This is a genomic window from Aquimixticola soesokkakensis (genome assembly GCF_900172375.1).
GTDB lineage: Bacteria > Pseudomonadota > Alphaproteobacteria > Rhodobacterales > Rhodobacteraceae > Aquimixticola > Aquimixticola soesokkakensis.
The window spans coordinates 214,725-238,651 of sequence record NZ_FWFS01000001.1; the positions used below are offsets into that span (position 1 = coordinate 214,725).

Sequence of the window (23,927 nt, forward strand, 5' to 3'; positions counted from 1 at the left end):
GCTGAAACAGCGCGGGGCAGGTGCGGGGCTAGGGCAGCGGTGCAAGGTCCACCCAGACCAGCGCGTGACGCGAGGCGCGGGTGCCATCCGCACCGATCAATGCGCGCAACGGGTCTTCGGGGGGCGGCCAGAATACCCCCGCGTCGGTCACGCTGAACTGTGCGGCGGGCAGGATATAATCGACCCGCAGGTTGCCGGGGGTGGGCTCGTTCCAATTGGCGGTATCCAGCGCGGGATCGCCGTGCTGGTCGGGATTGGCGGCACGGTGCGCGCCCCGCGAGCGGGGTTCGGGGTCTTGCAGGCGGGGATCGTCCAAAAGCGCGCGCATCACGCCGCGCTGGCCCTCGCCATCAAATGGATCAAGGTTGCTGTCGCCCATCAGGATGAAATTTTGCGGCGGCGCACTGTCGAACCGGCTATCAAGATAGTGCATCCAAAACCGTGTCTCATCGGCATTGCGCTTGCCGTTGCGATCTTCGGGGCCGTCAAAGACCGGCGTTGTGGCGGCATAGGCAAGGATGTGCAGTGGCGTGCCGTTCCAGTCCAGCGGGACATCCCAATGACCGCCGCTCGAAAGCGCAAGAATGTCGAGATCACCCGCATCGTAGAACCCCGCCGGCAGATCGGCCTCGGGCACATCGCGCCACAAAAGCGCGGTAAAGTCGCGCGCCTGCCCGTCGCGGATCGGGAGTTTGGACAGCAGCGCCATGCCGCCTTGCCCTGCGAAGCGCCCGTAGGCCAGCGCATCCTGCGGCTCGCCTGCGCGCCCGTCGTGATCGAGGTCACGGCCCGATGCCACGCCGGTGTTGGGGCGGCGGGCAAACAGATGCGGATAGGACGGACCTTCGCGCGCAATCCGCGCCGCCAGCGCTTGCAGCGCAAACAGGTCGGTGTCGAAATCAATCCCCGTCAGCAGCAACACATCCGGATCAACATGGGCGATCACCGCGGCGACAGCCGCGATCTGGTCGTCATCGTCTTTGAGGATGTCGTTCAAAAGCAACCCCGGCCCGCGCCGCGTCAACTCCACCGTCCACAGCGCCACGCGCAGGTCTTGGGCCTGCGTGCCGCAGGGCAGGAGGCAGAGAGCGCAGAGCGCGATCAGGCGGGATAGACTTCGCGGGGATCGTGTTCGGCGGCGGCATAGGTGGCGCGCCGTTTTTGGGCGATCATATCCGCCACCCGCCTCATTGCGATGCCGCGCATGAATAGGGAGGCAGGAAGAAAGGCCCATGCAGCAACCGTCCAGATCAGGGAATGAGAATTCGTGAGTGTCGTGGTGTCAAAGATGCTTGCAGCCGCCTTCAGAAAGGCCGGCACAAGGAAGGGCAGCAAAAACCCCATGGCAATGTTGAAGCGCGCATCGCGGGTAAGCCGTTGAACCACATCCCCGCCGGCAGTCGGATCGAAGGTCGGGAGGTTGATCCAGACATTGAAGGCCCCCGAACGCGACGGCCACTGGCGCAGCGTGAGCGATGAGACGAAGACGAAGAGCGAGAGCAGGGAAATGATATAGGCCATGCTGGCGGTAATCCGCACCAGCGCGATGTCACCAGCGGGGGCGTTGGCGGGCAAAAGCTGGGTCATCAAACGCACGGGCGAATAGGGGAAATCGCAAATATACCCCACGAGCGCGCCGAAAGCGGTCAGAAATTCCGTAAATCCGGTGGGCTGGGAGATGCCGCGACAGATGGCCGAGAGGATCAACAAGGTGATCAGCAGTGACACATAGCGGATGCGGTTAAAGGGCGGTGCATCGCGAAACTCAACAAGGCTGGGATAGGCGGAGGTATATTCGAAAAAGGTCAGCGCCCCGCCAAACAGGGCGACCAACGCGACAATCTGGCCGCTGTCAGATGTGACATTCGGCAACGCGACCGAAGGGGTCGCGACCAAGAGCATCACCAGGAATGCCCGCACCAATGCGCCGAGATAGCGGTTAAACACTGCAATCGTTTCCTCAACTTGGACGGATGCGATGCGATGCCGCGCCCTTGTTCCAACTTGACCTCGCCAAATGTGACGAGCTGCCTCAATATTGCCCAATTTGTGCCTTCTTTCGGAAATGTCATCAACCATTGCTTAAGGTTAACGCTCCGATTGGGGCGGTTTCGTGGACAAACTGGTGCCACTTTGCATCATTGCAGCCTGCGGACATGGCAGAATAAGGGCTCCACACAATATCTATGTTGTGGGGCCCATCGGGATACTAGAGGCGCAAAGCTGCGGCGTGGTGATTCAGGATTTGCGCAGAGCGACGGCAAGGATGATCAGGCCCGCGCCAGACATCAACAGCTCGATTCCAAACAAGAATCCGATCAATGCGAGCGAGGCCGCGCCAAAATTCGCAGCGAGGTAGCCGCCCAGCAAAACGGTGATCGTGCCTGTGGCAAGCATGCCCCAGAAATAGGGCGTTGTGCGCATCTTCCATGCGATGATCAGCCGGATGACGCCGGAGGCCAGCAGAAAGGCCAGCAACACCACCGTCAGCGACAGCGCGCCTTCGACCGGATTGGCCAGAAACGACACGCCGATGGCCAACATCACAATGCCCCACAGGATCGAGGCCAGGCGGTGCTCGGCGGCATGCCCGCGAAATGCGGCATAGGCCTGCACCGCACCGGCAAAAACAAACAGGACGCCCAAAAAGACCGTGACGGTCAGCGTAGCGGCGACCGAATTGGCGATTGCGGCGACACCAAAGACCAGCGTCAACAGCCCGAGGGCCATAATGAGTGTCCAATTTTTCATATCAAAACCTGCATTTCTTAAAACCTTTGCCCAGTAGATAGGGGCCAGAACACAAACGGCGACCCGTAAAAGGCCGCCGTTTGGATGTTTAACGCGTTTGTGCGCCGAAGTGTCGGGGCCGCTTTAGACCCAGGGACGCGATTGTGCGGCGGCTTCTTCGAACATGTCGATGGAGGCCTCATGCGCCAGCGTCAAACCGATGTCATCGAGACCTTCGAGCAGGCAATGCTTGCGGAACGGATCGACCTCGAATTCGAACACCTGACCGTCAGAGGTGGTGACCTCCTGAGCCTCCAGATTGATGGTCATCCGCGCGTTCGAGCCTTTTTCAGCATCGGCCATCAGCGTGTCGACAACCTCCTGCGGCATCACGATCGGCAGAATGCCGTTCTTGAAGCAGTTGTTGAAAAAGATGTCGGCAAAGCTGGTGGAAATCACGCATTTGATACCGAAATCCCGGATCGCCCAAGGCGCGTGTTCACGCGAGGAGCCACAGCCAAAGTTGTCACCGGCGACGAGAATTTCAGCGTCACGGTACTGCGGCTTGTTGAGGACGAAATCGGGGATCTCGTTGCCCTGACGGTCAAAACGCATCTCGTCAAACAGGTTCGCGCCAAGGCCCGAGCGTTTGATGGTTTTCAAAAACACCTTGGGGATAATCATATCCGTGTCGATGTTCACAAGCGGCATCGGAGCGGCAACGCCGGTGATTTTCTGGAACTTTTCCATTGTCGTCTCTCCTTACATCATCTCGCGCACGTCGGTCAGGTGACCGGTGAGCGCGGCAGCAGCAGCCATAGCCGGCGACACGAGGTGCGTGCGGCCTTTGTAGCCCTGACGGCCTTCGAAGTTGCGGTTGGATGTCGAGGCACAGCGCTCGCCCTCGGCCAATTGGTCGGGGTTCATCGCCAGACACATGGAACAGCCCGCCAGACGCCATTCAAAACCGGCATCGGTAAAGATCTGGGCGAGGCCCTCTTCTTCGGCCTGGGCGCGCACAAGGCCGGACCCCGGGACAACCATCGCCCGCATCCCGTCTTTGACCTTTTTGCCCTTGAGGATCGCCGCCGCGGCGCGCAGATCCTCGATCCGCCCGTTGGTGCAAGAGCCGATGAACACGGTGTCGATTTTGATGTCGGTCAGCTTTTGACCCACTTCGAGACCCATGTAGGCAATCGCGCGTTTCACCGCTTCGACCTTGCCGCCTTCAAAGCTTTCGGGCGCAGGCACGACAGCGCTGATGGGCAGCACGTCCTCGGGGGAGGTGCCCCAGGTCACAACGGGCTGGATGTCTTCGCCCTTGAGGGTGACGACCTTGTCGAAATGCGCGCCTTCGTCGGTGTAGAGCGTTTTCCACCATGCCAGAGCGGCCTCGTATTGCGCGCCTTTGGGGGCGTGCGGGCGACCTTTGACGTAGGCGAATGTGGTTTCATCCGGTGCGATCAGACCTGCGCGCGCGCCGCCTTCGATGGCCATGTTGCAGACGGTCATGCGGCCTTCCATCGACAAATCACGAATGGCTTCGCCGCAATATTCGATGACGTAGCCAGTGCCGCCGCCGGTGCCGGTTTCACCGATCACCGCCAGGGTGATGTCTTTTGCGGTCACGCCAGGTTTCAGCTTGCCGGTGATTTCCACTTTCATGTTCTTGCCCTTGCGCTGGATCAGCGTTTGGGTGGCCAGAACGTGCTCGACTTCGGAGGTGCCGATGCCGTGGGCCAAGGCCCCGAAGGCACCGTGGGTCGCGGTGTGGCTGTCGCCGCACACGACGGTCATGCCGGGCAATGTCCAGCCCTGTTCGGGGCCGACAATATGCACGATGCCCTGACGCACGTCAGAGACGGGGTAGTAGTGGACGCCGAAATCCTTGGCGTTCTTGTCGAGAGCCTCGACCTGAATGCGCGATTCCTCGTTGGCGATCACACCGGACACGCGGTCCAGAGTGGTCGGCACGTTGTGGTCGGGCACGGCAATTGTTTTTTCCGGCGCGCGCACTTTGCGGCCCGCCAGGCGCAGGCCCTCAAAGGCTTGCGGCGATGTCACTTCGTGGACGAGGTGACGGTCGATGTAGAGCAGGCAAGTGCCATCATCGCCTTCATGTGCCACATGGGCGTCCCAGATTTTATCGTAGAGTGTCTTCGGGGCGGTCATTTCGCTCTCCCGTGGATGTTCTGATGAAAGGGTGTCGTGTTTGTGCGGCGGTCCGTACGGGACACGCCAAAAGGGCGCGCGCCGTCAAAGTCGGGCGAGAACCGTCAGCGTCGCACCGAAGAAGCGCCAAGGCAGGCGCGACCGGTCGTCCATATCAAAAACACGTTCCATGCGCTGGATGTAGACCTTTGCAGCGAGTCTGACAAGGTGATTGCGCGGTTGTCGCGGCCCCTGTGGTCGTGCAAATCTAGGCGCAAGCCAAGGAGAACGCCGTGGATCCGACCCAAATAAGCGATGCTTTGACCTCTACCGGAAGTCAGGTCGCGACCCTGTTGTCCAATTTGACCCGCCAGTGGAACCTTTATCAGGTCGCGATCATGGTGCTGTGCCTGCTTGCGGCATTGGGGGCGGGACGTGTGCTGGGGGGCAGGATGCGCGAGTGGATGCGCACGCTGGAGGGGCACCCAAAATGGCAGTTGCGCGTGCTTTTGTCGGTGCAAAAGCGGCTTTGGCTGATTTTCTGGGCCGCGATTTTATGGGCGGTCTGGCTGGTGATGCACGAAACCACATGGCCCTCGCGCTCCTACCTCATCGCCGGGCTGGCCAAGGTGGTGACCGCCTGGGTGGTCGTCAGCTTTGCCGCGCGGCTTGTGCGCAATTCCCTGTTGCGCAAGATCGTGACCTGGGGGCTTTGGGCCTATTTCACCCTCTATTTTCTGGGAGGGCTGGATCAGGGGCTGGCCCTGCTTGACAGCGCGGCGGTTGAATTTGGCGCCTTTCGCCTGTCGCTCCTGTCCGTTGGCAAGGCCCTGGTGGTTACCGGTCTGCTGTTCACGCTGGCGCGGCTGATCTCGGGACAGGCTTCGGCGCAGATTCGCAAAAACGAGGATATTTCCCCCTCGATGCGGGTCCTGATGACCAAAGTGCTTCAGGTCAGCCTCTATGCATCGGCCTTTTTCATCGGCTTGAAGGCGGTGGGCTTCGATTTGACGGGCCTTGCGGTCCTGTCGGGGGCGATTGGTGTCGGTATCGGGTTTGGCCTGCAAAAAGTCGTCTCCAACCTCGTGTCGGGTTTCATCATATTGCTCGATAAATCGGTGAAGCCGGGGGATGTGATTTCGCTGGGCGAAACCTTTGGCTGGATCAATGCGCTGGGCGCGCGCTACGTGTCGGTGGTGACGCGTGACGGCAAGGAATACCTGATTCCGAACGAAGATCTGATCACGTCCCAAGTGGTCAACTGGTCGCATTCAAACAATTATGTGCGCCTCGATATCAATTTCGGCACGGCTTATGGCGATGACCCCCACCTCGTGCGACGGGTGGCGATCGAGGCCACGCAAAGCGTGCGCCGCGTCAGTCAGGACCGCCCGACCGTCTGTCACATTGTCGGCTTTGGCGACAGTTCGGTGGATTACGTCCTGCGGTTCTGGATCACCGACCCCACCGAGGGGCTGACCAACGTGCGTGGCAATGTCTTTCTTGCGCTTTGGGATGCATTTCAGGCGCATGGCATCAACATCCCCTTCCCGCAACGCGAAGTCCGCGTTCTAGGGGACTCGACAGGCGCCGAAGATGCGCCTAAAGACACCGTTTCGCCCGCCGGACCTCGCGAGAGTTGAGTAGGCAGGCCCGAAATGCTATATTCAAGTTGTGCCCGGTGCCGGGGCTGAACGGCGCGTATCGAAGGAGGACTATGTCCTGTCCCAAGTCCAGTCAGCGGTTCAACACGGTGCCGCACAAGCCGCAAGCCGGGGTGTCGCAATGACCGCCGTCTCTGCATATGATGAAGCCCAGCTGCGTGACTTCATCCTCAAATCCCTCGAAGAGGATAAAGCCGAAGAGATCGTGACCATCGACCTCCACGGTAAATCGGAAATCGCTGGCTACATGGTGGTTGCCTCGGGGCGTTCGACCCGTCAGGTCAGCGCGATGGCCGAAAAGCTGTCCGACCAGCTCAAGCGCGATTTCGGCCTGTTTTGCCGCATCGAGGGCAAAGAACAGGGTGATTGGGTGTTGATCGACGCCGGCGACGTGCTTGTGCACATTTTCCGTCCCGAAGTGCGCGAGTTTTATCAACTTGAGCAAATGTGGATGAGCGGCACCGATACGAAAGCCGAAATCCAGAAAATCTGATGCGTGTGCATATTTGCGCCGTGGGCCGGCTTCGTTCCGGCCCCGAAGCGGCGCTGATCGACGATTACACCAAGCGGTTCGACCGGACAGGTCGCGCGCTTGGGCTTGGCCCGCTGAGCGTTACGCAGGTCGAGGACAAGAAAGGCGGCGGCATGGAGGCCGAAGCCGCGCTGCTCGAGCGTGCGATCCCCGGCGGCAGTCTGATCTGTACGATGGACGAACGCGGCGCTGTGCTGACCTCGCCCGAATTTGCCGACCAGCTCGGGCGCTGGCGCGATGCAGGCCGCCAGGATGTCACCTTTTTGATCGGGGGCGCGGACGGTCTTTCGCCCGACTTGCGCGCCCGCGCCGATTTTTCCCTCAGCTTTGGCAAGATGGTGTGGCCCCATATGCTGGCGCGCGCGATGTTGAGCGAGCAGCTCTACCGCGCGGCCTCGATCCTTGCGAAGTCGCCCTATCACCGCGTCTAAGGCCGTTTTGCACGACAAGACTGCTGTTTTTTACGCGACCGGCAATCGCTCACGCGGAATTTCCCGTTAAAGATGTTCACCCTTGCCGCGCGGCGCGTTAGAACGGGCGCAACATGTTATCGAAGGATCCTGTCATGGCTGCGCCCAAACCCGTTGTTCTTTGCATTCTCGATGGCTGGGGGGATCGTGACGAGGTTGAAGGCAATGCGCCCAAACAGGCAAACACCCCGAATTTCGACCGTCTTATGGCCGACTATCCGCGCAGCCAGTTGATCACCCATGGCCCTGACGTGGGGTTGCCGACCGGGCAGATGGGCAACTCCGAAGTGGGGCACACCAATATCGGCGCAGGGCGCGTGGTGGCGATGGACTTGGGGCAAATCGATCTCGCCATCGAAGACGGGTCATTTTTTGACAACGCGGCCATCCTTGCCTTTTGCGACAGGTTGAAAAAAACGGGCGGCACGGCGCATTTGATGGGCGTCATTTCCGATGGCGGTGTGCATGGTCATATCGTTCACACGCTTGCAGCCGCCAAACTGGTCGCCGAGCGCGGCGTTCCGGTTGTCATCCACGCGATTACGGACGGGCGCGACGTTGCCCCGACCTCTGCGGCTACCTTCATTCCCGAACTGGTTGCCAAATTGCCGGATGGCGCACGCGTGGGCACTGTGATCGGGCGCTATTTTGCGATGGATCGCGACAACCGCTGGGATCGCGTCGGGCAGGCCTATGCTGCAATGATCAACGGCACCGGCCAGCAAAACGCACCGGATGCGCAAACGGCGGTCACCGCGGCCTATGCCCGCGGCGAGAATGATGAATTCATCAAGGCGACGGTCATTGGCGACTATCAGGGCGCCAAAGACGGCGACGGGTTCTTTTGCCTGAACTTTCGTGGCGACCGTGCGCGTGAAATTCTGGCGGCGATCGGTGATCCGGCGTTTGACGGATTTGAGACCGGCCCGCGTCCCGAATGGGCGGCGCTGCTGGGCATGGTGGAATATTCCGACCGCCATAACAGCTATATGACCACCGCCTACCCCAAGAGCAAAATCGTCAACACGCTGGGGGCATGGGTCGCGCAGCACGGCAAGACGCAGTTCCGCTTGGCGGAAACCGAAAAATACCCCCATGTGACCTTTTTCCTCAACGGCGGCAAAGAGACCCCCGAAGAGGGCGAAGACCGCTATATGCCCAAATCGCCCAATGTCGCGACCTATGATTTGCAGCCCGAAATGAGCGAACCCGAAGTGGCCGAGCGTTTCGTGGCCGCGATTGAAAAGGGCTACGACCTGATCGTGACCAATTTCGCCAACCCCGATATGGTGGGCCATACCGGCGATCTGGGGGCCGCGATCAAAGCCTGCGAAGCGGTCGATGAGGGCCTTGGGAAAGTCATGGCGGCGCTGGAAAAAGCGGGTGGCGCGATGATCGTCACTGCCGATCACGGCAATTGTGAAACGATGATCGACCCCGTGACCGGCGGTCCTCACACCTCGCATACCACCAACCTAGTGCCTGTGGCCCTGTTCAACTTTCCCGAGACGGTGCGCCTGCGCAGTGGCGGGCGTCTGGGCGATCTTGCGCCGACCTTGCTGGAGATGATGCAGCTTGAGCAACCGGCGGAAATGACCGGAAAGAGCCTGATCCTGCGATGATCCGCGCCGCGCTTTTTTCTGTGATGACCCTGTTTTGCCTGGCGCCTGTGGCGCAGGCGCAAAACGGCACGGCTGCGGTTTTGGCGCGCACGGCCGTCGAACAGTTTTCGCAGGCGATCGAGGGGATGAAAGCGGCGGATGGCTCTCAGGACCGTGTGCGGGCCTTGACCGAAACCATCACCGCCTATGAAAACGGACTTGAGGCGATGCGCGAGGGGCTGCGCGAAGCCTCCCTGCGCGAAACAGCGATTGCGATGGCCTTCAATTCGGAAAGCGCGCGGGTCAGCGAACTTCTGGCCGTCCTCATGAACCTGCCCTCCGGCTCGCCGCTGTCACTTTTGCATCCCTCGGGGCCGGTGGGAACCGCCCGGGCGGGCATGCTGGTGAGCGAGGTGACACCCGCATTCCAGGCGCAGGCCGAGGCGCTGCGCGAGACGCTTGAAGAGGTCCAGATGTTGCGCAGTCTGCAACAGGACGCGGCGCGCCAACTGGCCGAAGGTCTACGGGTGGCGCAGGATGCGCGCACCGAACTCAGTCAGGCCATTTCCGACCGCACCGATCTGCCGCAACGCTTCGCTGCGGATGGGGCGCGGGTGCAGCGGCTGATTTCCAACGCCGAGACGCTCAAAGGCTTTGCCGAAGGATTGACCGACATCGACGAAGCCGAAGGCGTCGCGCCGATGGCGGCCCTGTCAGACCAGATCGGCAGCCTGCCCTTGCCGGTTCATGGCACGCTGTTGCGCGCCTATAACGAAGCCGATGCCGCAGGCATTCGCCGCCCCGGATGGTTGGTCGCGACACGGCCCCTGTCGCTCGTGACCACGCCCTGGCCCGCGACGATCCGCTACTTCGGACCGTTTCTGGACTACGGAAACGTGATGATTCTGGAGCCGGGAAACGACATTCTCATGGTTCTCGCTGGGATGGAGGATGTCTATGGTGAAATCGGATCGGTTATTCCGGCGGGCACCCCGATTGGCGTAATGGGCGGCGCGGCGCTGGATCCGGAGGCTTTTCTCGTGGCGGCGACCCTCGGGACAGGCGACGAGCGCACTCAAACGCTCTATATTGAAATTCGACAAGGGGGTGACCCCGTGGATCCGGCGACATGGTTCGCTGCGAGAGGAGAAGAGACCCAATGAAGAAGTTCGTGATGGCCGCAATCGGCGGAACGCTGGCGGGGGCTGTGCTGACCACGCAGGTTGCAGGCCCGCTGCTGGCGCAAGAAGCGGCCAACGAAGCGTCGGTCTATGATCAGCTCGACCTGTTTGGCGATGTGTTCGAACGAATTCGCGTGCAATACGTCGAGGATGTCAAAGCGCAGGACCTCATCGAAGCTGCTATCGACGGGATGCTGACCTCGCTTGATCCCCATTCCTCCTACCTCTCTCCCGATGATGCCGCCGATATGCGTGTGCAGACCTCCGGCTCGTTTGGCGGGCTGGGCATCGAGGTCACGCAAGAAGAAGGCGTGGTCAAGGTTGTCTCCCCCATGGATGGCACCCCCGCCGATATCGCAGGCGTGCAGGCCGGTGACTTTATTACCTCGGTCGATGGCGAGAGCGTCATGGGCATGACACTGGACGAAACCGTGGACCTGATGCGCGGGCCTGTCGGTTCGGAAATCATCATCACCGTGGTGCGTGAAGGCGTCGATGAACCCTTCGACATTACCATCGTGCGCGATACCATCAAGCTGACGGCCGTGCGCTCGCGCGTCGAGGGCAACACCGTTGTCTTGCGCGTCTCGACCTTCAACGATCAAACCTATCCCAATCTCGAAGCGGGCCTGAGCGAAAGCGTGGAACAGCTCGGCGGTATGGAAAACGTCAACGGCATCGTTGTTGACCTGCGCAACAACCCGGGCGGCTTGCTGGATCAGGCGATCAAAGTGTCGGATGCCTTCCTTGACGAGGGCGAAATCGTTTCCACCCGTGGACGCAACCCCGAAGACAGCGACCGCGTGAATGCCTCTGTCGGTGATTTGGCCGAAGGCAAACCGATTGTCGTTCTGATCAATGGCGGCTCGGCTTCGGCGTCGGAAATCGTGTCCGGCGCGTTGCAAGACCATCACCGCGCGATCATCGTCGGCACGAAATCCTTTGGCAAAGGCTCGGTCCAGACTGTCATGCCCTTGCCCCAGGACGGGGCCATGCGCCTGACCACCGCGCGCTACTACACCCCCTCGGGCCGTTCGATCCAATCGCTCGGTATTTCGCCCGATATCGTGGTTGAACAGCCCGCCGTTCATCCTGATGATGCCAGCGAAGAGGACGCGCCCGCCATGCGCTCCGAGGCCGATCTGCGCGGCGCGATTTCCAACGACAGTCTGACCGAAGACGAGCGCAACCAGATCATCGAAGAACAGGCCGCCGCCGAAGAGGCTGCCAAGCTGCGCGACGAAGATTATCAGCTCGCCTATGCCATCGATCTGCTCAAGGGTCTGAGCACGATCTCGCGCACCGGCGAGTAGCCTTCGCGCTGCCTTGTGCCTGAAACCAAGCGGGCCGGTGCAGTGCACGGGCCCGTTTTTCCGACCCAATCTTTGCGATTCCGTTTCGCCACAGAGGACTTGAGCATGAGCGTGAGTGCCACCGATTTACCCTATCGCCCCTGTGTGGGGGTGATGTTGGTCAATGCCGCAGGCAGGGTTTTTGTGGGGGAACGGATCGACACGCCCGGGGCGTGGCAAATGCCCCAAGGCGGGGTCGATGCGGGGGAGGACCCGCGCGCTGCGGCGCTGCGCGAACTGTGGGAAGAAACCGGCGTGAACCCCGATCACGTGACCGTCGAGGCCCGGACCGAAGACTGGCTGACCTATGATTTGCCGCCCGAATTGCTTGGAAAAGTCTGGAAGGGCAAATATCGCGGGCAAAAGCAGCTGTGGTTCTTGCTGCGCTTTTCCGGTGAGGACAGCGAGATCAATATCGACAGCGAGCACCCTGAATTTTCACGCTGGGAATGGGCAACGCCCGACACGCTGGTCACGCGGATTGTCCCCTTCAAGCGCGATATTTACGAGGCAGTCGTCGCGGCGTTTTCGCACAAACTCTAATCCGCCTTAAATCCGCGTTCGCTTTAGACCAGCGCCTTGGGCGCAAAGGGGATGGGCAGACCAAATCGTCGTGCGGGCCGTGCCACATAGGGCATCAGAAATCCGCGTCGGTGTGGCGGGTCCAACAGAGCATTTTGCGCGGCGATGTCGGCCCAGGCACGCGTGGCTGTGGCCGGTTCAAAACAGTCGGCGGGCGCATGTTCGGGAAGCCAATGCGCCATCAAACGGTGCTGAAGATCGCCAACGACACCGGCATCTGTCAGGCGCACGCCGACTTCGGAATCCCAGCGCATCGAGCGGCCGTTCAGGTTGCCAGAGGCGACGATCGCCTCGCGCCCGTCGAAAATCGACACTTTTGCGTGGACATAGACAATCGGCGCGTCCTGTAGCTGCGCGCGTTCAAAATCGTTGTCGTGCTCTTGGACGTTGCGCGGTTGCACAGGGCTCAGGATCGCCGCACGCTTGCCGAATGCGGCGCGGACATCGCCCGTGCAGCGGGCCATCAGATGCTCCCCGAACCGCGCATCGGGACCGCTGTTGTCCTCAAAGGCAACATCTTCGGGAGCGGCGGGCACGATCATCACGAGGTGCAGATCCGGTTTGCTCTGCGCCGCTTTGACCAAGGCTCGGGCAATAGCGGCTTCGCGAAAGAACTGGGTTTCGATGTAGATAAACTGTTCGGCACGCGCGATGGCGGCAAGATGGGCGTCCAGCAATTCGCGCGTGCAACTGTGCGGGGACAAGGCCATGGCCAGCCGGTTGTGGCGCGGGCGCGATTGCGTGCGCAGCAGGCCCGTCAGCGCAGTGGGGCGCTTTTTCCCCGATGTAACGGGGACGACATCTTCAAGATACTGACGCGCCGATGTCGCCAGAGCGGGGTCATGGATCATCAGCTGCACATCATGCCAGGTTTGTTGCGCGGCTTGGTCGTGCTGCTTGGTATCATAGCGCCGCTCATCCAGATCAAGCCCGCCGATATAGGTGACAGCGTCGTCGATGACGGCCAGTTTGTGATGGTTGCTGACGGGGTGAAGCTGCGGGATCACGCCGCGTTTCATCGCCAGTCCGCCGTCCTCATCGCGCGCCAGATAGGGGCGCAAGCCAGGGGAATGGGAAAGAACGCGGGCTTGATCGCGCGGTGCCAGCTGCGCGATTTCTTCGATTTGATGGCGCAGCTTCGCACGGGTCGCGGGGGCGAAAAACAGGCGCGGATAGAGGCCGACCTTGGCCGGATGCAGCAACGCGCGCAGATGCAGGCGCGTGGTCCGGCTGTCGGTATATTCGGTCAGGGAGGTCAGCCTGCGGATCGCGGCCCATGTGCTTTGGTGCAAATCACGCGCCATGATGGGGTCGAAATCGCTGATCGCAAGCGAGATTTCGACGCCCTGTTCCAGTTTGGCCGCCAGCAAATCATACCATGTGTCGCCATGGACGCGGGCCTCGTCGCTGCGCAGCCTGGTCATCGGGTCAAAGACGCGAAACCCGGCGTCGATGCGGTGCCTGGCGGCGACAACGGCGCGCTCGAAGGCCGGGTAGGCTTCGCCCGCTGTCAGATACGGAGTGATTTTCATCTGGGTCGTATCCTTTTTCACCCGTGGGCGTTAGCCGCCTGCAGAGGCACGGTTTATCACGTCACTGGCGGGGCCGCTGTCAAAATCAAAGATCGGGAAAGTGATGTGGACACGATATTCGTCTTCCTCGTCAAAGACTTCGGAGGAGCCGCGCATCTGGCTGGCAAAGCCCGAAATGAGCGCCGCGCCAAGGCCCGTACCGCGTGCCAATTCCACGGGGGTCACCGGAATGCCTTTGGAATTATGGACACTGAAGGTCGCGTTGCCCTCATCGACCTTTTCCAGATGCACCTCAAGGCAGGGGTTTTCATCAGCCTCGGAGCCAAAGTATTTCAGCGCGTTGGTCACCGCTTCGGCAGCGAGTAGCGACAGGGGCACGGCCTGATCGGGGTAGAGCACCACCTGATCGTATTTAAAGGAAAAATCGACATCGACACCCTTGGGCAGGGTGGCTTCGATGCTTTTGTCGACGATGGTTTTCAGCAATTCGTCGGCCCGCACGCGCCCCTCGGTCGAGGTTTCGTAGAGCGCTCGGTGCACGGTAGCGATAGACATCACCCGCGTCTGGACTTCGCGCAAGGCAACTTTTGCCTCGGGCGAGCGCGCTTTGCGGATTTTCATGTTCACGATCGAGGCAATGAGTTGCAGGTTGTTTTTGACGCGGTGATGCACCTCTTTAAGGAGCACGGTTTTGTCGTGAATCGTGCCTTCAAGTTCGGCCTCGTCCCGCACCACGGTTTCGGCCAGTTCGTGCCAGGTATTGTCAATGTCGCGCAGTTCGCGCGCCAACATGCGCGTCCCCATCGTGCTATTGATGATTTTGCGATGGCGCATGAAATCGACCATCTCCAGCCGCAAGGCGCGGATGTGTTTGATCACCAGACGATCAACGGCAAAATACGCAACGGCGAGACTGACGAACCACATCACAATCGGGAAGAGCAGCGGCGAGACATCGGGCAGCGGATTGTCGAGCACGCCCTCATCGGGACGCCAGCTTCCCAAAGCATAGAGGCGGTCGGCGACAATCGGCACCACGGCAAAAACACGGCTGCGCCCGTCCACAGTTACGCCGGAAAAGGCGGTGCGCGGTTTGCCGACGAAATCAATCAAGTTGCGGCCAATGGGGAGCGCATCATCGACGCTGTCCAGCCCTCCCTCGGAGGAAATGACCTGCCCCTTGTCGTTGAAGGTCACCAGATCGACAGGGGCGTCGATGCTGAGGTTTTCGAGGGTCTGAAAGATGCGTTTATGCGGCAGCGACAGGGTGATCAGCCCGTTGAACCCGCCGTCGATGGCGTAGACCGGTTCCGAGAGAAGGATCACGGAAGTGCCCGAAATCGGCGCCTCCAGGCTGACGTCGATGCGACGATCCGGTTCGGCCTTCATCGCGGGATAGGAAACCCCTTGCGACAAATCGGTCCCCACACCCTTGGAGCCGCAGGCCACGATACCGTCGGCGTTGATATAGCCGGCAAAAGTAAATTGCGGGTTCGAAAGAGCGAAATCGGTAAAAATCTGCGAGCAGTCGTCTGCACGCGTGTCGATCCCGTCCAGCGCCACGGAAAGCGCACTGAGCGCGCCCAGGCCCTGGCGGATCATGGCTTCCTCGCCGGCTGCGGCCTGCGCCGTCAACGCAAGCAGCGAGCTTTCAAAGCTGCGATCCACCTCTTCGGACACCTGATGGGTGAGCGAAAGGGCAATCAGTCCGATGGGAAAAAGAGCGAGGGCAAGGAGGGCCGCCACGCGGAAAGCCAAACCGTCAAAGAATGCGCGCAGCACGAAGAAGCCTTATTTGTTGAACGAAACCGACATCGACCCGGCATTTACCACAGCCATGGTCGCGCGGTCTGTCATTTCCAAGTTTTCATCATCGCTTAGTTGAAGCAATTCGCCAAGTCGTTTGCGACCGCGATTGGCGCGGGATTTGATCGTCCCGACCGCAACGCCGCAGGTGACGGCGGCCTCTTCGTAGGAAAACCCCGACGCACCCACCAAAATCAGGGCTTCGCGCTGTTCGTCGGGCAGTTCAGCAAAGGCGACCATAAAGTCGTTCATCGCAAGGCGACCGTCATGCGCGGGCTTTTCCGACAGGCCGGCGGCAAAAATACCGTCGACATCCGCGACCTCGCGTTTCGCCTTGCGGCGATCCGAATAGAACGTGTTGCGCAAAATGGTGAACAGCCAAGCCCGCATGTTGGTGCCGACTTCGAATTTCTCGATGTTTTTCCAGGCTTTCACAATGGAATCTTGCACCAGATCGTCTGCGGCGGACCCGTTGCGCGTCAAGCTGAGCGCAAACGCCCGCAACGCCGGAAGGTGCTCTACCAGCTCCTCGCGAGGGTCGGTCGACGCAGCGTGTTGCGCCGTCTCAGGATTTGTCATCAGGGCTGTCCTGCTCTTTGAGCTGCTGGAGCAGGCTTAGGAACCTGTCCGGTACGTCTTCCTCCAGGCGCTGTTGGTAAACGCGTCTCAGATTCTCTTCGATCTGCGACTCGGCGCTGGATTTGGGCTTCTCTTGGTCCATACTGTCTTCCATAAAGGGTGCGCACCCGAAATTTTTTGAACTCATGCGTGGAACCAACGTCGCGATCTGTCGTTTGGTTCCAAGAAAAAGTGAAAAAGGGATATCCGAATGTCAGTTGCAAATGGTCCGCAGTTTCTTTCAGAAGTCGTCGCGGAGCTGTTGCCATCCCTGCGCCGCTACGCGCGGGCGCTCACAGGGAGCCAGCAAACAGGCGACCGTTACGCCGCAGCGACGCTTGAGGCGCTGTTGTCTGATCGCTCCGTGTTCGATCAGGGAATGAGCCACCGTGTCGCTCTCTTCCACGCCTTTCACCAGATCTGGACCTCGCTGGGCGAGCCGATCAGCTCGGGCGACGAAACGGGGATTGCGGCGCGCGCGCAGAGTCACCTGAAAAAACTGACCGCGAACACGCGTGAAGTGTTGCTGTTGAACACCATCGAAGAATTCACCCCGCAGGAAATCGCGTTGATCATGGGGGTCGAGCTGAGCGAGGTGGACCACCTGTTGATGATCGCCAAGCGCGAGATGGAAGACAGCGTCACCGGCCGCATTCTGGTCATCGAAGACGAGGCGATCATCGCCCTCGACCTTCAGGCCATCATTGCCGACATGGGGCATGCGATCACGGGTGTTGCGCGCACGCACGCGGGCGCTGTGTCGCTGGCGGATCAGGAAAAACCCGATCTCATCCTGTCGGACATCCAATTGGCGGATGGGTCGTCGGGCGTCGAGGCCGTGAATGAAATTCTCAAGGCTGCGGGTGACATTCCGGTGATTTTCATCACCGCCTTCCCCGAGCGCTTGTTGACAGGCGAGCGGCCCGAGCCCGCCTTTGTCATCACCAAACCCTACACCGAGGAACAGGTCGTGTCGGCTGTCAGTCAGGCGATGTTCTTTTCCTCGACCGAGACGCTGGTGGGCTAACGCCCCTGTGCATCTGTTGGACATGTGCATCGGTTGGACATCGAAAGGGCGACCCCTCGGGGCCGCCCTTTTTTGATCAATCAGAAAGCGGGCGGGATTTGAATTTCCGCCCGCGGCGATTGCCTCTGATATTCACCACGACCAGCATGACAAGGCTGAGACCGGCGAAGATGAAAAACAGGACCTCTGCGATCCCGCCCAAACTGGCGGCCAAACCACCAAAGCCGAAAAATCCGGCAACCAAGGCAACCGCGAGGAAGGTCAAAGCCCATTGCAACATGGCAGGCTCCTTTCACGGGTTGTCTAAAAGAACCGCACCAGCGGCACGGTTTGCGCGACATGCGCCTTGGATAGACAACCCGTTGCAGGGCCTGCGGTTTCCCCGTTGCACAGCATTGTGAATTTGCTGCCCCCGCTGTGATGGCGGGGCGCGCAGCTCCTTGGGAAGTGCCTTGTAGGCGCGCATGTTTTTCGGGGCGCGGTGCTTTGACGTGGAACCGCATGCGCAGCGCCGCGTTGGGTAGGTGAAAAGACAATTCAGCCTCTCGATCCATAGGAGACCTAAAGATGGCACAGACAGCATCCGATAAAACCGCAGAACTCGAAGCCCAGATCGCAACTCTCAAAGCCGATATCGGCGCGCTCACCAAAACCATCGGTGAATATGGCAAGCTGCAGCAACAGGCGCTGAGCTCGACCGCCAATGCAAAAGTCCACGAATTGCAGTCGCTTGCCAACAGCACCGCGAAAGACCTGCAAGCCAAAGGCGTTGAAGCGGGGCAAGTCGCCCGCGCGTCCGTCGAAAAAGGCTATGCCGACACCGAAGCCGCCGTGCGCGAAAACCCTGCCGCCGCTGTCGGGATTGCGACGGGCCTTGGCTTTCTGGCCGGTCTTTTGGTGGCGCGTAAATAAGACATGTTCGAACGTATCAAACATGATGCTGCCGAGGCTGCGCGCAAGACGGCTCTGACTCTGGTCGGAGCTGTCTTTGGCACCGTCGGGCTGGCCTTTCTGACGGTTGCGGCCTGGCTGGTTCTGGCAGAAATCCAGACCACGCAATTCGCGGCGCTGGTGATCGGTCTTGCCTATCTCGGGGTTGCTGGCGTGTTGATCGCGCTCGCATCCTCCGGCCGCTCCAAACCGCCGGTTCCCGTCGCGCCCGCTGTACCGGAAAACCCGATGGCAAGTGTCATCGCGGCCTTTTTGCAAGGGGCGCAAGCCGGTGCCCAAACCGGGGCAAGCAGCGCGCGCCGTCCCTGAAACTTATGTACCCGAACCGCTTTGGGCCTGCTCTATCTGAGCTGGCCCAAAAGCGTTTGCGAGGGGTAGCCATCGGGCGTAACGCCGATGGAGCGCTGAAAATCGCGGATCGCGTTGACCGTATTCGGACCGATCAACCCGTCGACTTTATCGTTCAAAAACCCCTTGCGCTTCAGGATGCGTTGCATCTGTTCCTTTTGCTTGAAGGACAGGGGCTGATAGCCGCGCGGCCAGCTTGCCTGAATTTCCGGCCCCCCCTTGATGCGATCAGACAGATGCCCGACGCCGATCACATAGGCATCGGCGGCGTTGTAGCGCTCGATGACACGAAAATTGTCAAATACCATAAAGGCCGCGCCCGAGGCGCCGGCGGGCAGGAGGATCGCGCCGGGCCCGTAATTGGGCACAGCACGCCCGTCGAGTCCGGTGACGCCACGGCTGGCCCAAGTGGCGGGGGAGGCCGTATTGCTGCGTTGCGCGGAGGAATAATCAAACCCCTGCGGCAGGCGCACCTCGACTCCCCAAGGCTGGCCTTTGGTCCAGCCGTGCCGCGCAAGATAGGCGGCGGTCGAGGCAAGCGCGTCGGTCGGATCGTTCGACCAGATGTCGCGTTTGCCATCGCCCGTGCCATCGACGGCATAGGCCAGGAAAGAGGTGGGAATGAATTGCGTGTGGCCCATCGCGCCCGCCCAGGAGCCGGTCATATTGCGCGGGCTCACATCGCCCGCTTGCAGGATTTGCAGCGCCGCAACCAACTGGCTTTCAAAGAAGTCTCCGCGCCGCCCGTCATAGGCAAGCGTGGCCAGTGCTTCGATCACCGGAATATCGCCGCGTGTCTCGCCGTAGGAACTTTCCATGCCCCAAACAGCCAGAACGACTTCTTTGTCGACACCATAGGCGCGCTCGATGGCATCCAACGTCGGTCCATATTTGCGGAGCATTTTCTGACCGTTGGACACGCGCACCGGCGAGGCGGCACTGTCAAGATAGTCCCAGATTTCCTTGGTGAATTCCGATTGGTTGCGATCCTTGGCGATGATGCTGTCGTTGAAGCGCACGCCCTGAAAGGCCGCATCGACCACCCGTGGCGAAATACCTTTTGCGACCGCACGGGCCTTGAACCCGGAAATCCACTGGTCAAAACCTGCCTGAGATGCGGTTTGTTCGATCATCAATCCACCTGTTGCGATGTGGCCTTGGGTCGCGACCTGTTGGCGCGTTTGGGCGATATGTTGCGCCGAGGCAGGGAGGCTTCCAAGCACAAGGGTTGCGCCAAATCCGGCCAAAGCGAGAGAAAATCCGGTTCTGTCCATTGTGCTGTCCTGCTCGTTAAAAATGAAACTTGTTGCGTGAGTTAACCACGAATGGCGCGCCGCCTGAATCGGATTTGACACAGGGCGGGGCAGATGCGCGGGGTTTTGCTACTTGCGTTTGCGCTGAACCGTTTTGCGCTTCGCCGCCGCACGCGCCTTGCTTGCGCCGATCTTGCGTTTCACCGGTTTGCCGCGGTGCTGGCGCGGTCCGCGTGGCAGGCTGGCCCCGTCGATTTCAAGCAGCTCCAATTGCACGCCGCCGGTCACGGGCACCGCTTCGGACAGGCGCACGGTCACCCGCGCGCCGATGCCGATTTTCAAACCCGTGTCAGACCCCATCAGCGTTTGTTCATCCGCATCAAAATGGAAAAACTCGCGCCCCATCGTGCGCACGGGGATCAGCCCGTCGGCACCGGTTTCATCCAGTTTGACGAAAGCGCCGAATTTCTGGATGCCCGACACGCGCCCGGTAAATTCGTCTCCGACGCGTTGCGACAAAAACGACGCCAGATAGCGGTCGGTGGTGTCGCGCTCGGCGGCCATCGACCGGCGTTCGGTTTCTGAAATATGCTTGGCGGTTTCTTCCAGTCGCTCTTCTTCGGCCTTGCTTAACCCGTCCTTGCCCCAGCCGTGGGCCGAAATCAGGGCGCGGTGAACGACCAGATCGGCGTAGCGCCGGATCGGAGAGGTGAAATGCGCGTAGGAGCGCAGCGCGAGGCCGAAATGGCCGAAGTTTTGCGGGAAATAATAGGCCTGAGTCATGGACCGCAGCGTCGAGATATTGATCAACTCGTCATGCTCGGTGCCCTCGGCTTGCGACAGCAGGCGGTTGAGATGTTTGGTGTGCAGCACCTGACCCTTGGCCAGATTGAAACCCGAGGCCTGCGCCACCTCGCGCAGGCTGTCCATTTTCACCTCGCTGGGTTCTTCGTGAACGCGATACAGCAGCGGGCGCTGGCGGTGGAACAATTCCTCGGCGGCAGCGACATTCGCCAGCACCATGAATTCCTCGATCAGCTTCATCGCATCCAGCCGCTCGGCAAAGGCAACCGAGGACACGCGCCCGTCGTCGCCCAGCACGATCTTGCGTTCGGGCAGATCCAGTTCCAGCGGCTCGCGGGCTTTGCGGGCTTTGAGAAGGGCCTCGTAGGCGCCATAGAGCGGCGTGATCACAGTCTCCATCAAAGGAGCGCATTGATCGTCCGGCGCGCCGTCGCGGGCGGCTTGCACCTGTTGGTAGGTCAGCGAGGCGGCAGAGGTCATCAGCCCGCGCACGAATTCCTGCGACAGTTTTTCGCCCTCGGCGTTGATGCGCATTTTGACGGCGATACAGGCGCGCGGCACCCCTTCGTGCAGCGAACACAGATCCCCCGACAGGCGGTCGGGCAGCATCGGCACGACACGGTCGGGGAAATAGCTGGAATTGCCGCGCTTCCACGCCTCGCGGTCCAGTTCCGAGCCCGGGGTGACGTAATGCGCGACATCGGCAATCGCGACCCAAAGCACGAAACCGCCTTTGTTTTTAGGGTCTTCATCGGTTTCGGCAAAGACGGCATCATCGTGATCGCGCGCGTCATGCGGGTCAATCGTGACAAGGGGCACATCGCGCAGATCGGTGCGGCCCTTCAGCCCTGCAGGTTTCTGCGCATCGGCCTCTGCGACCACCGCGTCGGGGAAATCATCGGGGATGCCGTGCTGGTGTATGGCAATCAGGGACACGGCGCGCGGGCCGCTGGGGTCGCCCAAACGCGAAATGATCCGCGCCATCGGCAGGCCCATCCGGGCGCGCGATCCAACCAGTTCCGCTTCGACCAATTCGCCGTCCTTGGCGCCGTGCACTTCGGCGGCGCGCACGATCCATTCCTTGTCGGAGCCTTTGTCGATGGGCACAACGCGCCCGCCCTCGGAGCCTGTGCGATAGACGCCGAGGATCTTTTTGGCATTCGATCCGATTTTACGGATCAGGCGGGCGTCGTAATCGTGATCGTCGCCGCGCACCTCATGGACTTTCGCCAGAATCCGGTCGCCAGCGCCAAGCGCCGTGTCGGCTTGGCGTTCGATCACGATCACCCGTGGCGCCGGGCCATCGCCCGCCCATTCCAGCGGCTTGGCGATCAGGTCGCCGTCCTTGTCGGGGCCGATGATTTGCAGGATCGTGATCGGGGGCAGCTTGTCTTTGTCGCGGTAGGTCTTGCCGCGCTTTTGCAGATGTCCCTCGCCCTCAAGGTCCTTGAGAACACGTTTCAACTCGATGCGTTGCGCGCCTTTGATGCCAAAAGCCTTGGCAATGTCGCGCTTTGCGGTCTGGGTCGGGTGGTCGGAAATCCACTGGAGAATTTCGGCCTTGGAGGGGATCTTGCTCATGACTGGAACGCTACCACGCAGCGTCGCCCCGCACCATCGGATTTGCGCGCCTTAATAGGGGCGCGTCATGTCGCGGTGGGGAATGCCGGCATCGTCATAGAGCGGCCCGCTGATTTCAAAGCCGAGCTTTTCGTAAAACCCGATGGCCTGTACCTGCGCACCGAGTTTGGCGGCGGTGACGTCGGGCAGCGTCTTGCCAAGCTCCAGCGCCGCGACGATCAGTTTCGCCCCAAGGCCGGTGCCGCGATGACCGGGCAGGACGCAGACCCGCCCGATTTTGGCATAGGGGCCGGATTTGAAGACGCGCGCGGTGCCAACCGGAACGCCAGCTTCAGTGGCCAAAAGATGGGTCGAAACGGCGTCCAGATCATCGAGTTCCAGCGACCAATCCACGCCTTGTTCCTCGCAAAACACTGTAAAACGCAACTTGTGGCAGGCGTCGATATCATCGGTTGGGCTGATCAAGACTGTCATGCGAAATAGTCTTTCAAAATGCGGGCATAAACCGCTTTGAGTGTGGTGATTTGATCGACCGGCACGCATTCGTCGATCTTGTGCATGGTCTCGCCCACAAGGCCGAATTCGACCACGGGGCAGTGATTTTTGACAAAGCGCGCATCGGAGGTGCCGCCTGAGGTCGAAAGTTCCGGCGTGACGCCTGTTTCGGCCTTGATCGACCGCGCGACCAGATCGACGAAGTCCCCCGGCGGCGTGAGGAAACTTTCGCCCGAAATGCGGCACTCAACCTCGATATCGACACCGGCCCGTGCGCCGGCCTGTGCGGCCATTGCCTTGAGCCAGGCGGTCAGGCTGGCGCCGGTGTGCAGATCGTTGAACCGGATGTTCACGGTCGCGCGCCCTTCGGCGGGGATCAGGTTGGTGGTGGGATTGGCGACATCGATCGTCGTCACGGCCAGCGTCGAGGGGTCGAAATGCGCCGAGCCCTGATCGAGGCTATGGGCCGAAAGATCGGCCATCAGACCCGCCAGCGCGGGCAGGGGGTTTTTGGCGCGGTGCGGATAGGCCACATGGCCTTGCACGCCGCGCGCGACAAAATAGGCATTGATCGAGCCGCGCCGCCCGATTTTCATCATCTCGCCCATGGTTTTGGGGCAGGTCGGCTCCCCGACAAGGCAGACATCCATCCGCTCGTGATGGGTGTCCATCCAGTCCAGCAGCGCAACAGTGCCATCGCTGGCCTCGCCTTCTTCGTCGCCGGTCAGCGTCAGGATGATCGCGCCTTGAGGGGGCGTGTCGCGCACGAAATCAATGGCGGCGGCGGCAAAGGCGGCCACGGCGGATTTCATATCCGTTGCTCCGCGCCCGTACATGACCCCACCGCGAATTTCCCCGCCAAAGGGATCAGCCGACCAATCGTCGGGGTTGCCGGCCGGCACGACATCGGTGTGCCCGTTGAAGCCAAAGGTTTTTTCGCCCTTCCCGCCCCAGCGCGCAAAAAGATTGGGCGTGCCGTTGCGATCCACGCGGGTGCAATGAAATCCCGCCTGTTCGAGCAGCGCCTCAAGCATCAGCAGCGCGCCGCCCTCCTGAGGAGTTACGGTGGGGCAGCGAATTAAATCGGCGGTCAGACCTACGGGATCAATCGACATTCAGCATTCCTTTCGCAGGGCCTGTACGCCAAGGACGGCAGGCACGGGCAAACTTGAAATAGGGGATAGCGCGCTGTGCTCCAGCCTGCAATCTATGCAGTGGCGTCATTGCTTTGTTGCATCAACGCTACATT

General features: G+C 60.7%; 24 protein-coding genes. 10 read left to right on the forward strand and 14 right to left on the reverse strand.

The window, feature by feature from the left end; genetic code table 11:
• Positions 1 to 28: 28 nt before the first annotated feature.
• The 5 genes from AQS8620_RS01035 to leuC all read right to left on the reverse strand — a co-directional run bounded on the left by AQS8620_RS01035 (position 29) and on the right by leuC (position 4,902).
• A complete protein-coding gene (locus AQS8620_RS01035; RefSeq protein ID WP_200809583.1) occupies positions 29 to 1,045 on the reverse strand; it encodes an endonuclease/exonuclease/phosphatase family protein in 1,017 nt (338 codons plus the stop codon).
• 56 nt (positions 1,046 to 1,101) lie between these two features.
• The gene (locus AQS8620_RS01040; protein ID WP_234990340.1) at positions 1,102 to 1,947 is read right to left on the reverse strand and encodes a hypothetical protein; all 846 of its coding nucleotides are present in this window, start codon (positions 1,945 to 1,947) and stop codon (positions 1,102 to 1,104) included.
• A gap of 291 nt (positions 1,948 to 2,238) precedes the next feature.
• On the reverse strand, positions 2,239 to 2,751 hold the full coding sequence (locus AQS8620_RS01045) for an HdeD family acid-resistance protein (RefSeq protein ID WP_085834963.1): 513 nt from the start codon (positions 2,749 to 2,751) through the stop codon (positions 2,239 to 2,241).
• 123 nt (positions 2,752 to 2,874) lie between these two features.
• Positions 2,875 to 3,480 carry a 3-isopropylmalate dehydratase small subunit gene (gene leuD / locus AQS8620_RS01050; protein WP_085834964.1) on the reverse strand — a complete coding sequence of 202 codons (606 nt, stop codon included), beginning with the start codon at positions 3,478 to 3,480 and terminating at the stop codon, positions 2,875 to 2,877.
• A gap of 12 nt (positions 3,481 to 3,492) precedes the next feature.
• Positions 3,493 to 4,902 (reverse strand): 3-isopropylmalate dehydratase large subunit, encoded by a 1,410-nt coding sequence (leuC, locus tag AQS8620_RS01055; RefSeq protein ID WP_085834965.1) that lies wholly within the window; start codon positions 4,900 to 4,902, stop codon positions 3,493 to 3,495.
• Positions 4,903 to 5,174: 272 nt separating this feature from the next.
• Between leuC and AQS8620_RS01060 the strand changes: the two genes are divergently transcribed.
• The 7 genes from AQS8620_RS01060 (at position 5,175) to AQS8620_RS01090 (ending at position 12,224) form a co-directional block, all read left to right on the forward strand.
• Complete coding sequence (locus tag AQS8620_RS01060; protein ID WP_370737870.1) at positions 5,175 to 6,524, forward strand: mechanosensitive ion channel family protein; 1,350 nt, start codon at positions 5,175 to 5,177, stop codon at positions 6,522 to 6,524.
• A 142-nt stretch (positions 6,525 to 6,666) separates the two neighbouring features.
• Entirely contained in the window at positions 6,667 to 7,038 is a 372-nt protein-coding gene (rsfS, locus tag AQS8620_RS01065) for a ribosome silencing factor (protein WP_143267374.1), read from the forward strand.
• A complete protein-coding gene (gene rlmH, locus AQS8620_RS01070; protein ID WP_085834967.1) occupies positions 7,038 to 7,508 on the forward strand; it encodes a 23S rRNA (pseudouridine(1915)-N(3))-methyltransferase RlmH in 471 nt (156 codons plus the stop codon). The genes rsfS and rlmH overlap by 1 nt, the downstream gene beginning before the upstream one ends.
• Positions 7,509 to 7,642: 134 nt before the next feature.
• A complete protein-coding gene (gene gpmI, locus AQS8620_RS01075; RefSeq protein WP_085834968.1) occupies positions 7,643 to 9,169 on the forward strand; it encodes a 2,3-bisphosphoglycerate-independent phosphoglycerate mutase in 1,527 nt (508 codons plus the stop codon).
• Positions 9,166 to 10,311, forward strand: a complete 1,146-nt coding sequence (locus tag AQS8620_RS01080; RefSeq protein WP_085834969.1) for a murein hydrolase activator EnvC family protein — start codon at positions 9,166 to 9,168, stop codon at positions 10,309 to 10,311. The genes gpmI and AQS8620_RS01080 overlap by 4 nt, the downstream gene beginning before the upstream one ends.
• Positions 10,308 to 11,642 carry a S41 family peptidase gene (locus tag AQS8620_RS01085; RefSeq protein ID WP_085834970.1) on the forward strand — a complete coding sequence of 445 codons (1,335 nt, stop codon included), beginning with the start codon at positions 10,308 to 10,310 and terminating at the stop codon, positions 11,640 to 11,642. Before AQS8620_RS01080 ends, AQS8620_RS01085 begins: the two co-directional genes overlap by 4 nt.
• Positions 11,643 to 11,747: 105 nt before the next feature.
• Positions 11,748 to 12,224, forward strand: a complete 477-nt coding sequence (locus tag AQS8620_RS01090; RefSeq protein ID WP_085834971.1) for an RNA pyrophosphohydrolase — start codon at positions 11,748 to 11,750, stop codon at positions 12,222 to 12,224.
• Between the two features lie 23 nt (positions 12,225 to 12,247).
• Here AQS8620_RS01090 and AQS8620_RS01095 read toward each other — a convergent pair whose 3' ends face one another.
• From AQS8620_RS01095 to AQS8620_RS16805, 4 genes are read right to left on the reverse strand one after another with little or no spacing between them, the layout of a single operon-like run.
• Positions 12,248 to 13,795, reverse strand: coding sequence for a phospholipase D family protein (locus AQS8620_RS01095; protein WP_143267375.1), 1,548 nt, complete (start codon positions 13,793 to 13,795; stop codon positions 12,248 to 12,250).
• 30 nt (positions 13,796 to 13,825) lie between these two features.
• Positions 13,826 to 15,577, reverse strand: coding sequence for a sensor histidine kinase (locus tag AQS8620_RS01100; protein ID WP_085834973.1), 1,752 nt, complete (start codon positions 15,575 to 15,577; stop codon positions 13,826 to 13,828).
• Positions 15,578 to 15,586: 9 nt separating this feature from the next.
• Positions 15,587 to 16,180, reverse strand: coding sequence for an RNA polymerase sigma factor (locus tag AQS8620_RS01105; RefSeq protein WP_085834974.1), 594 nt, complete (start codon positions 16,178 to 16,180; stop codon positions 15,587 to 15,589).
• On the reverse strand, positions 16,167 to 16,322 hold the full coding sequence (locus tag AQS8620_RS16805; protein WP_143267376.1) for a NepR family anti-sigma factor: 156 nt from the start codon (positions 16,320 to 16,322) through the stop codon (positions 16,167 to 16,169). The genes AQS8620_RS01105 and AQS8620_RS16805 overlap by 14 nt, the downstream gene beginning before the upstream one ends.
• 108 nt (positions 16,323 to 16,430) lie before the next feature.
• On the opposite strand from AQS8620_RS16805, the gene AQS8620_RS01110 reads away from it, so the two are divergent.
• A complete protein-coding gene (locus AQS8620_RS01110) occupies positions 16,431 to 17,246 on the forward strand; it encodes a response regulator (protein ID WP_085834975.1) in 816 nt (271 codons plus the stop codon).
• 76 nt (positions 17,247 to 17,322) lie between these two features.
• Here the strand turns inward: AQS8620_RS01110 and AQS8620_RS01115 are convergent, their stop codons facing one another.
• Positions 17,323 to 17,526, reverse strand: a complete 204-nt coding sequence (locus tag AQS8620_RS01115; RefSeq protein ID WP_085834976.1) for a DUF1328 domain-containing protein — start codon at positions 17,524 to 17,526, stop codon at positions 17,323 to 17,325.
• Between the two features lie 287 nt (positions 17,527 to 17,813).
• Here AQS8620_RS01115 and AQS8620_RS01120 point away from each other — a divergent pair, with 287 nt between their 5' ends.
• The gene (locus AQS8620_RS01120) at positions 17,814 to 18,158 is read left to right on the forward strand and encodes an ElaB/YgaM/YqjD family protein (RefSeq protein WP_085834977.1); all 345 of its coding nucleotides are present in this window, start codon (positions 17,814 to 17,816) and stop codon (positions 18,156 to 18,158) included.
• A gap of 3 nt (positions 18,159 to 18,161) precedes the next feature.
• Positions 18,162 to 18,506, forward strand: a complete 345-nt coding sequence (locus AQS8620_RS01125; protein ID WP_085834978.1) for a phage holin family protein — start codon at positions 18,162 to 18,164, stop codon at positions 18,504 to 18,506.
• Positions 18,507 to 18,538: 32 nt separating this feature from the next.
• Here AQS8620_RS01125 and AQS8620_RS01130 read toward each other — a convergent pair whose 3' ends face one another.
• From AQS8620_RS01130 to dapE, 4 genes are all read right to left on the reverse strand, one after another.
• Positions 18,539 to 19,819, reverse strand: a complete 1,281-nt coding sequence (locus AQS8620_RS01130; protein WP_085834979.1) for a lytic murein transglycosylase — start codon at positions 19,817 to 19,819, stop codon at positions 18,539 to 18,541.
• A gap of 108 nt (positions 19,820 to 19,927) precedes the next feature.
• Positions 19,928 to 22,183: a ribonuclease R gene (rnr, locus tag AQS8620_RS01135; RefSeq protein ID WP_085834980.1), complete on the reverse strand. Its 2,256-nt coding sequence runs from the start codon at positions 22,181 to 22,183 to the stop codon at positions 19,928 to 19,930.
• Between the two features lie 51 nt (positions 22,184 to 22,234).
• A complete protein-coding gene (locus AQS8620_RS01140; protein WP_085834981.1) occupies positions 22,235 to 22,657 on the reverse strand; it encodes a GNAT family N-acetyltransferase in 423 nt (140 codons plus the stop codon).
• Positions 22,654 to 23,793: a succinyl-diaminopimelate desuccinylase gene (gene dapE / locus AQS8620_RS01145; protein ID WP_085834982.1), complete on the reverse strand. Its 1,140-nt coding sequence runs from the start codon at positions 23,791 to 23,793 to the stop codon at positions 22,654 to 22,656. The genes AQS8620_RS01140 and dapE overlap by 4 nt, the downstream gene beginning before the upstream one ends.
• Positions 23,794 to 23,927 lie beyond the last annotated feature (134 nt).

Bases quoted from the DNA above. Each gene is read 5' to 3' on its own strand.
- AQS8620_RS01110 (WP_085834975.1), top strand. From the start codon at position 16,431: ATGTCAGTTGCAAATGGTCCGCAGTTTCTTTCAGAAGTCGTCGCGGAG.
- AQS8620_RS01095 (WP_143267375.1), bottom strand. From the start codon at position 13,795: ATGAAAATCACTCCGTATCTGACAGCGGGCGAAGCCTACCCGGCCTTC.
- dapE (WP_085834982.1), bottom strand. From the start codon at position 23,793: ATGTCGATTGATCCCGTAGGTCTGACCGCCGATTTAATTCGCTGCCCC.
- AQS8620_RS01105 (WP_085834974.1), bottom strand. From the start codon at position 16,180: ATGACAAATCCTGAGACGGCGCAACACGCTGCGTCGACCGACCCTCGC.
- AQS8620_RS01120 (WP_085834977.1), top strand. From the start codon at position 17,814: ATGGCACAGACAGCATCCGATAAAACCGCAGAACTCGAAGCCCAGATC.
- rlmH (WP_085834967.1), top strand. From the start codon at position 7,038: ATGCGTGTGCATATTTGCGCCGTGGGCCGGCTTCGTTCCGGCCCCGAA.
- AQS8620_RS01140 (WP_085834981.1), bottom strand. From the start codon at position 22,657: ATGACAGTCTTGATCAGCCCAACCGATGATATCGACGCCTGCCACAAG.
- leuC (WP_085834965.1), bottom strand. From the start codon at position 4,902: ATGACCGCCCCGAAGACACTCTACGATAAAATCTGGGACGCCCATGTG.
- AQS8620_RS01090 (WP_085834971.1), top strand. From the start codon at position 11,748: ATGAGCGTGAGTGCCACCGATTTACCCTATCGCCCCTGTGTGGGGGTG.
- AQS8620_RS16805 (WP_143267376.1), bottom strand. From the start codon at position 16,322: ATGGACCAAGAGAAGCCCAAATCCAGCGCCGAGTCGCAGATCGAAGAG.
- rsfS (WP_143267374.1), top strand. From the start codon at position 6,667: ATGACCGCCGTCTCTGCATATGATGAAGCCCAGCTGCGTGACTTCATC.
- AQS8620_RS01045 (WP_085834963.1), bottom strand. From the start codon at position 2,751: ATGAAAAATTGGACACTCATTATGGCCCTCGGGCTGTTGACGCTGGTC.
- leuD (WP_085834964.1), bottom strand. From the start codon at position 3,480: ATGGAAAAGTTCCAGAAAATCACCGGCGTTGCCGCTCCGATGCCGCTT.
- AQS8620_RS01130 (WP_085834979.1), bottom strand. From the start codon at position 19,819: ATGGACAGAACCGGATTTTCTCTCGCTTTGGCCGGATTTGGCGCAACC.
- AQS8620_RS01115 (WP_085834976.1), bottom strand. From the start codon at position 17,526: ATGTTGCAATGGGCTTTGACCTTCCTCGCGGTTGCCTTGGTTGCCGGA.
- gpmI (WP_085834968.1), top strand. From the start codon at position 7,643: ATGGCTGCGCCCAAACCCGTTGTTCTTTGCATTCTCGATGGCTGGGGG.
- AQS8620_RS01080 (WP_085834969.1), top strand. From the start codon at position 9,166: ATGATCCGCGCCGCGCTTTTTTCTGTGATGACCCTGTTTTGCCTGGCG.
- rnr (WP_085834980.1), bottom strand. From the start codon at position 22,183: ATGAGCAAGATCCCCTCCAAGGCCGAAATTCTCCAGTGGATTTCCGAC.
- AQS8620_RS01085 (WP_085834970.1), top strand. From the start codon at position 10,308: ATGAAGAAGTTCGTGATGGCCGCAATCGGCGGAACGCTGGCGGGGGCT.
- AQS8620_RS01125 (WP_085834978.1), top strand. From the start codon at position 18,162: ATGTTCGAACGTATCAAACATGATGCTGCCGAGGCTGCGCGCAAGACG.